The sequence below is a fragment of the Parabacteroides sp. merdae-related_45_40 genome (assembly GCF_001915675.1).
Window position 1 is genome coordinate 37,388 of record NZ_MNQY01000042.1, and the last position, 13,935, is coordinate 51,322.

At 46.0% G+C, this 13,935-nt stretch carries 6 protein-coding genes; 5 read left to right on the forward strand and 1 reads right to left on the reverse strand.

Annotated elements, in window-relative coordinates:
- Positions 1-53: 53 nt before the first annotated feature.
- Positions 54-1,598, reverse strand: a complete 1,545-nt coding sequence (locus tag BHV83_RS04535; RefSeq protein ID WP_022321617.1) for a sensor histidine kinase — start codon at positions 1,596-1,598, stop codon at positions 54-56.
- A gap of 266 nt (positions 1,599-1,864) precedes the next feature.
- Between BHV83_RS04535 and BHV83_RS04540 the strand changes: the two genes are divergently transcribed.
- From BHV83_RS04540 to carB, 5 genes are all read left to right on the forward strand, one after another.
- Positions 1,865-6,724 carry a RecQ family ATP-dependent DNA helicase gene (locus BHV83_RS04540; protein ID WP_122205613.1) on the forward strand — a complete coding sequence of 1,620 codons (4,860 nt, stop codon included), beginning with the start codon at positions 1,865-1,867 and terminating at the stop codon, positions 6,722-6,724.
- Between the two features lie 14 nt (positions 6,725-6,738).
- The gene (locus BHV83_RS04545; protein ID WP_005643860.1) at positions 6,739-7,257 is read left to right on the forward strand and encodes a GNAT family N-acetyltransferase; all 519 of its coding nucleotides are present in this window, start codon (positions 6,739-6,741) and stop codon (positions 7,255-7,257) included.
- A gap of 270 nt (positions 7,258-7,527) precedes the next feature.
- Positions 7,528-9,420 (forward strand): amidophosphoribosyltransferase, encoded by a 1,893-nt coding sequence (locus tag BHV83_RS04550; RefSeq protein ID WP_286756508.1) that lies wholly within the window; start codon positions 7,528-7,530, stop codon positions 9,418-9,420.
- A gap of 16 nt (positions 9,421-9,436) precedes the next feature.
- Positions 9,437-10,588: a glutamine-hydrolyzing carbamoyl-phosphate synthase small subunit gene (gene carA, locus BHV83_RS04555; RefSeq protein ID WP_122205611.1), complete on the forward strand. Its 1,152-nt coding sequence runs from the start codon at positions 9,437-9,439 to the stop codon at positions 10,586-10,588.
- A 49-nt stretch (positions 10,589-10,637) separates the two neighbouring features.
- Positions 10,638-13,910: a carbamoyl-phosphate synthase (glutamine-hydrolyzing) large subunit gene (carB, locus tag BHV83_RS04560; RefSeq protein ID WP_005638602.1), complete on the forward strand. Its 3,273-nt coding sequence runs from the start codon at positions 10,638-10,640 to the stop codon at positions 13,908-13,910.
- The last annotated feature ends 25 nt before the right edge of the window (positions 13,911-13,935 follow it).

Consider the following 13,935-nt stretch of genomic DNA (forward strand, 5'->3'; position numbering starts at 1 on the left):
GCAGACGATACAGGGATGCGCACTCGTCTGCGGCAGGCAATGTATGTGTCAGGTTACACCTGCAATACCAGAATAAAGCGGCTGCCTTTTTTGTATTCGGGGTCTATGGACAGTGTGCCGTTCATCTTCGAAGCGATTAGGGAGCAGATGGGTAATCCCAGTCCGTCTCCATCAGTCAGATCCTTGATTTCAGTAAAAGGCTTGAAGATCGCCATTTGCTTTTCGACAGGGATACCCGGACCGCTGTCGGTAACGATGAACTGACAGATATGGGCTCCTTTCTTCTTGAATTCCAGCTTGATTTTGCCTGATGTCGTGTAGATCGCCGCATTTCTCAGCAGGTGTAGCAAGATGCGTTGCAGCTGTTCGGCATTTGTCTTGATTTCGATCTTTGGGATATCAGCAGTGACTTCAACGTCCGGACGGACATCCTCTTTTACCTGTTCCATCACTTTCTCGCAGAAAGAGCTGACATTAAAAGATTGTGCTTCGTAGGTTTCCAGCAAGGAGTTTTCCAACAAAGAAAGTTCTTGTATATGATTTCCGAACTGTTTTAGGGCATCGATACGGGCTTGTATGGCTTTTGCTTGTCTGGGTGCTGTGATTTGCAATCCGGCTACCGATTTGCTCATTTCGTCTAGTGTCGGTTCCATCTGCGCCGATATACTTTGGATGAATCCGGTCTGTTGTTCGCTGTGCTCGGTGATGGTCTGGATGATCTTCTTCAACTTCCGGTTCAGGAGTATGAAGCGTATGACCAGAAATGCCAGAAACGCCAATGCGGCAATTAGGATGGCGGCTAACGTGCAGAGCCCGGCGATGATATACTGCTTGGCTGATAGCTGGTCTTCTTTTTCCTGTATCGTTTGCAGGCTGCTGTCGTATTTTTGTTGCAGGGCACCCAATTTGTCCTCTGCGGTAAGCATTTTTACGGAATCGGTCCATACCATATATTTCTCGTAGGTTTGCTCTAGCAACGAGATATTATTGGCTTTGCGGGCAATTGCGATCAGATTTTGATAGCATTCGTCGATTTTACCGTATTCCTTTTTCTCCCGGTATTGGCTGATGAGCTTGTTGAATGCTGCGTCTCCTTCTTTTTTCTGTTCGAAGATATAGAAATAATCGGTTTTTGTGTACAACAGTTCTTCGGTAAGTTCGGGATTGCCTGATTCTTCGGCCAGGTTGTCCAGCATGTTAAGCTGGAGCTGTGCTTGCGCGGTGTTTCTTAGCTTGATGTACATTTGTAGGCGCTCTTTTGTTATCCCAAAACGCAGGCCGTACAGTTTCTTTTGCTCTGCATGTTCCTGATTTGCCACTATCTGGCTCATTTGTCGGCAGAGGTCGAACGCTTCCTGATAGTAGTTCTCGCGGTGATAGAGGGATGCCGCCTGTGTACCGCATTCGATTGCCTGCGTTATTTTTCCTTCATTTGCGTAATCCTTGTATGCCTGGATATAAAGATAGCGGGCTTTCGTATAGTCTTTGTTCTCAAAGCTACTTTGTGCCTGTTGCTTGAATTTGTCCGCATTGTTTTGTGCCTGAAGGGAAACACAAAAACTGATAATGAGGGTGATAATGAAGTAGTAAATTCTCATAATTTGAATTTTAACGTTAGACAAATATACTAATTTCTTTGTAATAGGGAATATGAAAATGTGAGATTTCTTAGTCAAGAGCCAAGAGTCTTAGAGTTCTCTCGGCTTCTCTTCGTCCGAAGGAGTGGTAGTATCTCTCGTTTTCGGCAGGAGATTATTATCAAAATGACAATATGGGAAAGATAGTCGAGAAAGGATTTTTTTGGTGTGGTTGCTTGAGGATAAAAGAAAAAATGTATTTTTGCTACAAAACAAAAATGTAGCCCATGAAAGACATAACCTTTGTTGATCTGGAAGTAACGCTGAACACCTGCCGGGTAGTGGATATCGGAGCTGTCCGATCCGACAGAACTCCTTTTCATGAAAATTCCTTTGATAATCTGTTGCTTTTTTTGCATCAGGTACCTTATATTGGCGGGCATAATATATTAAAACATGACCTTTCTTATTTGAAACCTCAGTTTGAGAAAGCAGGCTGCCGACAACCGAAAATAATTGATACGCTCTATCTATCCTCGTTGCTGTTCCCGGAAAAACTGCATCATCAACTGTCCAAGGATGATAAGTTACAGGCTGATAAACCCAATAACCCGGTAAACGATTCGCTGAAATCGTTGTTGTTATTCGAGGAAGAACAAAACGCTTTTGAACGCTTGGATAGTATGCTGAAAATGATCTATTACGGGTTATTGCATGATACGGATGAGTTCGGCGGCTTTTTTGATTACATAGATTATGCACCGGATATTCTGGATGATTTATCGGGTAGTATCCTTGAGTGTTTCAGTAAAGACATCTGTATATCTTCTCCGCTTGCTGAATTGATCACCTCTTATCCGGTGGAATTGGCTTATGGCCTGTCTTTGATTAATTGTTGGAATAGCAGTTCCGGCATTCCGCTTTGGGTATTGCATAATTACCCGAAGGTAGGATGGGTGATGGAGCGTTTGCGGGATACGCCTTGTGAAAATAACGAATGTGCTTATTGCAGAGGAGCATTTAACGGTAAGGAAGGACTGAAATATTTTTTCAAATATGATTCGTTCCGTACCTATGAAGGAGAAGATCTGCAGCAGAAAGCGGTGGAGGCTGCGATTGAAGGAGAATCTCTTTTGGCTGTTTTTCCGACAGGCGGAGGAAAATCCATCACATTCCAGCTCCCGGCTTTGATGAGCGGTAAACGGATAAAAGGACTTACTGTCGTTATCTCTCCCTTGCAATCCCTGATGAAGGACCAAGTGGATAACCTGTGGAAAAATGAAATCATGGATGTTGTTACCATCAACGGGATGTTAGACCCGGTGGAACGTGCCCATGCTATCCAAAGGGTGGAAGAAGGGTCGGTTTCCATCTTGTATATATCGCCGGAGTCGCTTCGTTCGAAAACGATAGAACGGTTGTTGGTCGGGCGGAAAGTGGTTCGTTTCGTTATTGACGAGGCACACTGTTTCTCAGCTTGGGGACAGGATTTCCGTGTGGATTATCTATATATAGGTGATTTCATACGTCTGTTACAGGAACAAAAAGGAGGGAAGCAGGCGATACCGGTGTCCTGTTTTACAGCCACTGCCAAGCAGAATGTAATACAAGATATCAAAGACTATTTTTTCGAAAAGCTAAATATACGCTTTAAAACATTTTGTTCGGGAAGTACCCGCAAAAATCTAAAATACAAAGTTTTCAAGGTAGAAAATGAAGATGAAAAATATGGACTGTTACGGAGTATCATTGAAGACCATGATTGTCCGGCTATAGTTTATGTTTCCCGTACCCGTACGGCAGCCAAAGTTGCCACGCGCTTGCAGCAGGATGGTTTTTCGGCCGGTACTTTTCACGGAAAGATGGAAACCCGGATGAAAACGTCCAGTCAGAATGATTTCATAGACAATAAAATCCGGATAATGGTCGCTACCTCTGCTTTTGGAATGGGGGTCGACAAGAAAAATGTCGGTCTGGTGGTTCATTACGAGATATCGGATTCATTGGAAAATTATGTGCAGGAGGCTGGTAGAGCCGGGCGTGACGAATCAATTGAGGCGGATTGTTACGTTCTTTTCAACGAAGAGGATCTGGACAAGCACTTCTATTTGCTAAACCAGACCAAACTGCGTATTAAAGAGATACAGCAGGTTTGGAAAGCAATTAAAGAACTTACCAGTTCCAGGATTTCGTTGTCAGCTCTTGAACTTGCCCGTAAAGCTGGTTGGAATGAAAATATTCTGGACGTGGAAACGCGTGTAACCACTGCAATAGCCGCGCTTGAGGAGGCCGGTTATATTCGGCGGGGGCAAAACAATCCATGTGTTTTTGCTGATAGTATCCTTGCGAAAACAGCTCAGGAGGCTATCGATAGAATAACAGTCTCTCCACGTTTTGATGACACTCAAAAGGAAGAAGCGATACGTATCATCAAAAAATTAATTTCGACGAGAAGCCGCAAGCATGTAAATGGCGAGATCCCGGAATCTCGTATCGATTATATCTCGGACCATTTGGGGATATCCCGGCAAGAAGTGATGCTGGTCATTCGCTTGTTGCGGGAAGAGAATATTCTGGCAGACGCTTGTGACTTGACAGCTTATATAAAAAAAGGTGAAAACAGCAATCGTTCGCTTGAAACAGTCCTTCTTTACAACCGTCTTGATGAATACCTTTTATCCGTTTTTACCGCAAAAGAACAATCTTTCAATCTGAAAGAGCTACGGAAAGAAGCCGAGATCGAGACTGGAAAAAGTATTTCGCCAGATAAGCTAAACAGACTCCTTAATTTTTGGTCTGAAAAGAACTGGATCAAACGGATATACTTGGATAAAGCGCATAATTATGTCACGATTGCCCGTACCGGATCGGTCCTCGATCTGGAAGAACTGACGGAAGGGAGGCATCTCTTGTCTGATTTCATCATGCGTTATTTGTTTGAGAAAACAGGACAGTCCAGCGAGCTGGAACAGAGCGGAAATATTTTGGTCGAGTTTTCCATGCTTGAGCTGAAAGAGGCGTATGAGAAGGATGTCAGGAAACAATTGTTTGGGCATACCATTCGGATGGAAGACATTGAAGATACTCTTTTGTATCTTTCGCGGATAGAAGCCTTACAGATCGAAGGTGGCTTCTTGGTGTTATACAACCGATTGCAGATAGACAGATTGGTTCTGAATAATAAGATGCAATATAAACAGGATGATTATCATAAACTCGAACTGTTTTATGCCAATAAGATCCAGCAGATTAATATTGTCGGTGAATATGTACGGAAAATGCTTTCCGGTAATAGCGATGCATTGGAATTTGTTGACGACTATTTCCAACTGAATTATTCGTCATTCCTCCAAAAATATTTCCCTGGTAAACGGAGGGATGAGATTAACCGGAAAATGACGAATACCAAACTTCAGCGGTTATTGGGGGAATTGTCCGAAACACAATTGGAGATTGTCAAGGATGACCGTCCCGGTTCTATAGTTGTCATGGCGGGACCCGGAAGTGGAAAGACACGTGTACTTGTTCATAAACTGGCTTACTTGCTGTTGGAGGAAGATGTCAAGCACGAACAACTCTTGATGCTGACTTTTTCTCGTGCTGCTGCGAGCGAATTCAGACGACGGTTATGGGATTTGATAGGGACTGCTGCTGGTTATGTTGAGATCAAGACTTTCCACTCTTATTGTTTCGACCTGTTAGGGCTGCAAGGTTCTTTAGAAAAATCATCTTCCGTAATTATCGATGCCGTGGGAAAAATAGGCAATGGGGAAGTAGAGATAAATCGTATTACAAAAACGGTTCTGGTGATTGATGAGGCGCAGGATATGACTGAAGACGAGTTTGCACTGGTGGAGGCGCTTATTCGTAAAAATGAGAACTTGAAGGTAGTCGCGGTAGGTGACGATGACCAGAATATTTACAGTTTCCGTCGTTCGAATTCCCGATATATGAGAAAGCTGGTCGATGAATACGGTGCTCGTACGCATGATTTGCTGGTCAATTTCCGAAGCAAAAAGTGTTTGGTTGAGTTTGCGAATCGTTTCTGGGAAACTATACCTGAAAGAATGAAGCAGTCGCGGATCATTTCTCACGACCAGGATGAAGGTGAGATCCGTATCGTTCAATACCAGTCGCCGAATATGGTTATACCATTGGTGCAGGATATTTGTGCAACCCCTCTGATCGGAACGACCTGCGTATTGACTCAGACAAACTGGGAAGCGATACAGGTTGCCTGTTTGTTGAAAGATAAACGTATGCCAGTCCGTTTGATTCAGTCGAACGAGGGTTTCCGTCTGTGCGATATGGATGAGATGCGTTTCTTCAACCGGATTTTAGGATCGCAAGCGGAGGTTCATCTGATAGATGAAGTATGCTGGGCTGAGGCAAAACAAGCTATTAAAAATGAATATTGTGAAACTGCTTCTTGGGAAATTTGCCGAGGGATTATTCAGAATTTCGAACAACTTTATCCCTGTAAGTATCGTTCGGATTGGGAAACGTATCTGTTTGAATCGAAGCTGGAAGATTTCTATGCCGTTCGGGGAGAAACTATCGTTGTTTCTACGATTCACAAGGCAAAAGGGAAAGAGTTTGATAATGTCTTTCTGCTTTTAAACGATAATAGGGATTTATTAGGGGATAATCAGCCTGTCACGGATGAAAAGAGACGTGAGATTTATGTAGCACTCACACGTGCCAAAAATAAGTTATCGATCCATTTGAATAGCTATTATCCGGAAATTTTCGGCAATGAGGAAAAAATTATCCGGTTCGATAAGGCTTATTATCCGATGCCGGAACGTTTGCTGTTCTTGCTTACGCATCGCGATGTATGGTTGGATTTTTTCAAAGATGCAAGGAGGCAGGAGTCGATTGGAAATCTGAAAAGTGGCATGCCATTGCGGTTGATGGAGGGCGGTTGTTGCGATTCGTCGGATAAGGAAGTTGTCCGTTTCTCAAACAGTTTCAAAAAAGAGATCGAGAAATGGCTGGATAAGGGATATGAACTGAAAGAGGCACGCGTTAATTTTGTCGTGTATTGGAAAAAAACGGGAGAAGAAGAGGAGGTAAAAGTTCTTTTACCGGAAATAGTGTTGGTAAAGGTGAGAAACTTAAATGTTTCGGAATTGATGATTTTATAAATGTGGAGGATGATATGAAAATACTGGAAACGGAACGATTGTTATTACGGGGATTGGAACAAGGAGATTTTAAGGATGTGTGCAAACTGTTGCAGGACGATGAAGTCATGTATGCCTATGAAGGGGCATTCAACGATCAGGAAGTGCAAAACTGGCTGGATAGGCAGTTCGGACGGTACCGGCACGACGGCTTCGGTTTATGGGGAGTGGTTGAGAAAGGTAGCAACGAACTGATTGGGCAGTGTGGTATTACTTATCAGGAATTTGACGGAAAACGAGTCCCTGAAATCGGTTACCTTTTTAGAAAGGAGTTTTGGCATAAGGGCTTTGCTATCGAAGCTGCTGTCGCTTGTCGGGAGTATGCTTTCCATACGCTTGGTTTCGAAGAGGTTTATTCGATCATACGGGATACCAATATTGCTTCCCAAAAAGTAGCGCGGCGCAATGGCATGCAAAAAGTGGCAACCTTCATAAAGCATTACCGAGGGGTGGACATGCCGCATTTTGTTTATAAAGTCAGTTTGTGTAAATGAGAAATCCAAAAGCGATTTCCCAGAACAAAATCGCTCTGATAATGATTATATAAAAAAGCCTTTTGCTTTCTTACGATCCGTATGTGATGAAAGGGCTTTTTCTTTTTATTTGGTAGATTTGTTGAAAGAATATTGTTTTATAGAATAATTTAACTAAATGGTAGATAAAATGATTATTTCTATTAATGTGTCAAATAAACTTCGTTTATATGAACATTATGTAATATAATGTAAGTATCTTTGCAGTCGGAATAAACAAGATAGAACCAAATGGAAGTACTTAAACACGAGTGTGGAGTCGCCATGGTCCGGTTACTAAAGCCTTTGGAATATTATCATCAGAAGTATGGAACCTGGATGTATGGGCTCAATAAGCTCTATTTGTTGATGGAAAAGCAGCATAACCGCGGTCAAGAAGGAGCCGGTTTAGCATGCGTCAAGTTGGAAGCTAGTCCCGGCGAAGAATATATGTTTCGGGAAAGAGCATTAGGCACAGAAGCCATTACCGAGATATTCGCAGCCGTTCATAAGTATTACAAGGATTTGTCGCCCGACAAACTGAACGATCCGCTTTTTGCTAAAACAAACCTTCCCTTTGCAGGAGAACTTTATATGGGACACCTGCGTTACAGTACGACCGGGAAATCCGGTATTTCCTATGTCCATCCTTTTTTACGCCGTAACAACTGGAGAGCCAAGAACCTTGCTCTTTGCGGTAATTTCAATCTTACTAACGTACAGGATATTTTTGAAGAGATAACAGCCATCGGTCAGCATCCGCGTGCCTATGCCGACACTTTCATCATGCTAGAACAGGTGGGGCACCGTCTGGACCGTGAGGTCGAACGCCTGTACCGGAAGTACGAAGCCGAAGGGCTGAAAGGAATGAATATCACCCATGCGATCGAGGCAAATGTCGACCTGTCGAATGTCCTGAAACGTTGTGCCCCGCAGTGGGACGGTGGTTTCGTGATCTGCGGACTGACCGGGAGCGGCGAATCTTTCAGCGTGCGCGATCCTTGGGGCATCCGTCCGGCGTTTTACTATGCCGATGACGAGATTGTGATCTTGGCAAGCGAACGTCCAGTAATCCAGACGGCCATGAATGTGCCTGCCGAAGATGTGCATGAACTGAAAAGGGGAGAGGCACTGATCATCAACAAGCAAGGTGACTGGCATACCTCGCAGATTATGGAGCCGAAGGAGAATAAGGCATGCTCGTTCGAACGTATTTACTTCTCGCGTGGAAGCGATCGGGATATTTACCGCGAACGGAAACGGTTGGGTGAAAATCTTGTACCTGCAGTCCTGAAGGCTGTGGACAACGATCTGAACCATACGGTCTTTTCCTTTATCCCGAATACGGCGGAGGTTGCTTACTTCGGATTGCAGGAGGGCATGAACGAATATTTGAACAAGAAGAAAAAAGAATGGATCGCCGATCGTAGCCACCTGCTTCAGGAGGAAGAACTGGAACAAATCCTGTCCATGCGTGTTAGGTGTGAAAAAGTAGCGATCAAGGATATAAAATTGCGTACATTTATTGCTGAGGGAAACAGTCGTAACGATCTGGCTGCCCATGTGTACGATATCACGTACGGAAGCGTCGTGCCTTTCGAGGACAATCTGGTCGTGATCGACGACAGTATCGTGCGCGGTACGACACTCCGGCAGAGTATCATCGGTATTCTGGACCGCCTGAATCCGAAGAAGATCGTGGTGGTCAGCTCGTCTCCGCAGGTGCGCTATCCGGACTATTACGGTATTGATATGTCTCGTATGAGCGAATTTATCGCGTTCAAGGCTGCCGTGGCACTTTTAGTGGACAAGGGGATGGAATCCGTTCTGCTCGATGCCTATAAGAAAGCCAAGCGGCAGCAGGTTATGCCGTGCGATGCGACCGTAAATTATGTGAAGGAGATTTATGCGTCTTTCACCGACGAGGAAATTTCGGCCAAGATGGTGGAACTGCTTACCCCCGTAGGAACACGTGCGAAGGTGGAGATTGTCTACCAGACACTCGAAGGGTTACATGCCGCTTGTCCTGATCATCCGGGCGACTGGTATTTCTCCGGTGATTATCCGACACCTGGTGGTGTACGAATGGTGAACGAAGCGTTCATTCATTATATGGAAGAGGAATATTGGGGAATTGAAAAATGATAATTGAATATTGAAAATGACAAGAAAAACAGCAACATTGGTCTTAGACGACGGAAGCATGTTTCACGGCTTCTCTTTTGGTTTTGACAAGGCAGTGGCCGGCGAAGTGGTGTTCAACACTGCTATGACCGGTTATCCCGAAAGTCTTACCGACCCTTCGTATGCCGGGCAGTTGATGGTTCTGACTTATCCGCTGGTCGGAAACTACGGGGTGCCTCCTTTCTCTATCGAAGAGAACGGCTTGCCTACCTTTATGGAGAGTGAGAAAATTCATGCGGAGGCGATTATCGTGAGTGACTATAGTGAAGAGTATAGCCACTGGAATGCTGTGGAAAGCCTTGGTGACTGGTTGAAACGTGAGAAGATTCCCGGAATCACCGGCATCGATACCCGTGCGCTGACAAAAAAGACACGAGAGCACGGGGTAATGATGGGACGTATCGTTATCGGCACCGCCGATAAAGAAGGTGAAAGTGGAGGGGAAATACCGGATTACGGTAGCATCAATTATGTGGATCGTGTTTCTTGCAAAGACATTGTCGCCTACTTACCTGACGGGATCACCACCCATTACCCTGTAGGCTTCGACAACTTTCAATTTTCAACTTTCAACTCTCAACTCTTGAAGCGTGTTGTGCTTCTCGATTGTGGTGTGAAAGCCAATATCATCCGTAACCTTTTGAAGCGGAATGTAGCGGTGATACGTGTTCCCTGGAACTATGATTTCAATCATTTGGAATACGACGGGCTTTTCCTTTCGAACGGCCCTGGCGATCCCAATACTTGCGATGTTGCTGTCCGGAATATCCGCAAGGCATTGGATGGGGACAAACCGATCTGTGGCATTTGCATGGGAAACCAGTTGCTTGCCAAAGCAGGCGGCGCTTCGATCTATAAACTGAAGTATGGCCACCGCAGCCATAACCAGCCGGTGCGTATGGTGGGGACGGAGAAGTGTTTTATCACCTCCCAGAATCACGGCTACGCAGTGGATAATGACACATTGGGGGCTGACTGGGAACCGCTCTTTGTCAATATGAACGACGGGACAAACGAAGGAATCCGGCATAAGACGAAGCCTTTCTTCTCTTCCCAGTTCCATCCCGAAGCATGTAGCGGACCGACCGATACGGAGTTTATCTTCGATAAGTTTGTCGATTTGCTTTAGGAATTGGGACGACAGATCTAAAAATGTTAACGAATAAAAGAGTCTGAAAATGAAAGAAGATATAAAGAAAGTCCTGATACTCGGTTCCGGCGCCCTAAAGATCGGTGAAGCGGGAGAATTCGACTATTCAGGTAGCCAGGCTTTGAAAGCCATCAAGGAGGAGGGAATCCAGACAGTGCTTATCAATCCGAACATCGCTACGGTACAGACTTCGGAAGGAGTGGCAGATACCGTTTATTTCCTGCCCGTCACTCCCTTCTTTGTCGAAAAGGTGATCGCCAAAGAACGTCCGGATGGCATCCTGCTCGCTTTTGGAGGCCAGACGGCGTTGAACTGCGGTGTGGCGCTTTACCAGAGTGGTGTGCTGGAAAAATATAACGTCCGTGTACTCGGTACTCCGGTACAGGCAATCATGGATACGGAGGATCGCGAACTCTTCGTCCGCAAACTCGACGAGATCGGTGTGAAGACGATCAAGAGCGAAGCGGTGGAAAATGCCGAAGATGCCCGCCGGGCTGCTGCCGAGTTAGGCTATCCGGTGATTGTCCGTGCCGCTTATGCTTTGGGCGGCCTCGGCTCCGGCTTCTGCGACAATGAGGAGGAACTGGATGTACTGGTTGAAAAAGCCTTCTCTTTCTCTTCTCAAGTGTTGGTGGAAAAGAGTTTGAAGGGATGGAAAGAAGTGGAATATGAGGTGGTGCGCGACCGTTTCGACAACTGTATCACGGTCTGCAACATGGAGAACTTCGACCCGTTGGGTATCCATACCGGCGAAAGCATCGTGATCGCTCCGTCACAGACACTGACCAACAGCGAGTATCATAAACTTCGTGAACTGGCTATCCGGATCATCCGTCATATCGGTATCGTGGGCGAATGTAACGTGCAATATGCTTTCGATCCGGAGAGCGAAGACTACCGCGTGATCGAAGTGAACGCCCGTCTTTCCCGTTCGTCTGCGCTGGCCTCTAAAGCAACTGGTTATCCGTTGGCTTTCGTCGCAGCCAAGTTGGGACTGGGTTACGGCCTTTTTGATTTGAAAAACTCGGTGACGAAGACGACAAGTGCTTTCTTCGAACCGGCTCTCGACTATGTGGTCTGCAAGATCCCGCGCTGGGATTTGGGTAAGTTTCATGGTGTGGCTCGTGAGTTGGGGTCGAGCATGAAATCTGTGGGCGAGGTGATGGCGATCGGGCGCACCTTCGAAGAGGCGATCCAAAAAGGGTTGCGTATGATCGGACAGGGCATGCATGGTTTCGTGGAAAACAAGGAGCTGGTGATAACCGACATCGACAAGGCACTCCATGAACCGACCGACACCCGTATCTTCGTTATCTCCAAAGCGTTCCGTGCCGGATATACCATCGATCAGATACACGAACTGACCAAGATAGACCGGTGGTTCCTACAAAAACTCTACGGAATCATGTGCACCTCCAAGGAGTTGCATAAATTGACAATTGACAATGGACAATTGGCAATTAAAAAAGAATATCGCAATCCTGATAATTGTCAATCGTCCATAGTCTATAGTTCATTGCTTCGCAAGGCGAAACGGCAAGGTTTCTCCGATTTTCAGATAGCTCGCGCCTTCGGCCTTGAGGGAAATATAGAAAAAGGTATGATGCAGATCCGCCAGTTTCGTAAGGAACACGGCATCGTTCCGGTAGTGAAACAGATCGATACGCTGGCTGCTGAATACCCGGCGCAGACGAACTATCTGTATCTGACCTATAGCGGTACGGAAAACGACGTGCAGTATCAGGGTGACCACCGTTCCATCGTCGTGCTGGGTTCCGGCGCTTACCGGATCGGCAGTTCGGTCGAGTTCGACTGGTGTGGCGTGCAGGCGTTGGAAACGATCCGTAAGGAAGGTTGGCGTTCAGTGATGATCAACTACAATCCCGAAACAGTTTCGACCGACTATGATATGTGTGATCGCCTTTACTTCGATGAACTGACCTTCGAGCGTGTGATGGATATCCTCGAACTGGAAAATCCGCATGGCGTGATTGTCTCGACAGGCGGCCAGATACCCAATAACTTGGCGATGCGTCTGGACGAGCAGCATGTCAATATCTTGGGGACATCCGCCAAGAGTATCGACAATGCCGAAGATCGCGAGAAATTTTCCGCCATGCTGGACCGCATCGGTGTAGACCAGCCGCGTTGGAAAGAGCTTTCGTCGATGGAAGATATCAACGAGTTTGTGGCTGAGGTGGGTTTTCCGGTCTTGGTTCGTCCGAGTTATGTGCTGAGTGGCGCCGCCATGAATGTCTGCTCCAACCAGGAAGAACTCGAACGCTTCTTGCAGCTGGCAGCCAACGTGTCGCAGAAACATCCGGTCGTTGTCAGCCAGTTCATCGAACATGCCAAGGAAGTGGAAATGGATGCTGTAGCCGATAAGGGTGAGATCGTCATGTATGCAATCTCCGAACATATCGAGTTTGCCGGTGTGCATTCCGGCGATGCAACTATCCAGTTTCCCGCACAAAAGCTGTATGTTGAAACGGTCCGCCGCATCAAGCGTATCAGCAAGCAGATCGCAAAAGAGCTGAATATCTCTGGTCCGTTCAACATCCAATATCTGGCGAAAGGCAACGAGATCAAGGTGATCGAATGTAACCTTCGCGCGAGCCGTTCCTTTCCTTTCGTCAGCAAAGTATTGAAGATTAACTTTATTGAACTGGCCACTCGCATCATGTTAGGTTTACCTGTCGAGAAACCTAATAAGAACGAATTCGATCTGGATTATGTAGGTATCAAAGCCTCGCAGTTCTCCTTCAACCGCTTGCAGAAAGCTGACCCTGTTTTAGGTGTTGATATGGCTTCGACGGGCGAGGTCGGGTGTATCGGCGACGATGTTTCCGAGGCTGTTTTGAAAAGTATGCTTTCCGTCGGTCTCCGTATCCCAGAAAAGAATATTCTGCTCTCGACGGGTACGCCAAAACAGAAAGTGGCCATGTTGGATGCCGCCAAGATGCTGGCATCGAAAGGCTACAACCTCTTTGCAACAGGCGGGACACACCGCTTTCTCGAAGAAAACGGCATCTCCAGTACGCGGGTTTACTGGCCGAGCGAGGAGGACATGGAACCTCAAGCACTCACCATGCTCCACGAAAGGAAGATTGACATGGTTGTGAATATTCCGCGCGACCTTTCAGCCGGTGAGTTGAATAATGGCTATAAGATCCGTCGTGCCGCCATCGATCTGAACGTTCCGCTCATCACAAATGCCCGTCTGGCAAGCGCCTTTATCGAAGCATTTTGCACGCTGGGCATGGACGATATACAAATCCGAAGCTGGCAGGAGTATAAGTGATTTGTTACTTTTGGATCAAGTTCAA

Excerpts from the sequence above, each read along its gene's own strand:
- BHV83_RS04535 (WP_022321617.1), bottom strand. The coding sequence starts at position 1,598 with ATGAGAATTTACTACTTCATTATCACCCTCATTATCAGTTTTTGTGTT.
- BHV83_RS04540 (WP_122205613.1), top strand. The coding sequence starts at position 1,865 with ATGAAAGACATAACCTTTGTTGATCTGGAAGTAACGCTGAACACCTGC.
- BHV83_RS04545 (WP_005643860.1), top strand. The coding sequence starts at position 6,739 with ATGAAAATACTGGAAACGGAACGATTGTTATTACGGGGATTGGAACAA.
- BHV83_RS04550 (WP_286756508.1), top strand. The coding sequence starts at position 7,528 with ATGGAAGTACTTAAACACGAGTGTGGAGTCGCCATGGTCCGGTTACTA.
- carA (WP_122205611.1), top strand. The coding sequence starts at position 9,437 with ATGACAAGAAAAACAGCAACATTGGTCTTAGACGACGGAAGCATGTTT.
- carB (WP_005638602.1), top strand. The coding sequence starts at position 10,638 with ATGAAAGAAGATATAAAGAAAGTCCTGATACTCGGTTCCGGCGCCCTA.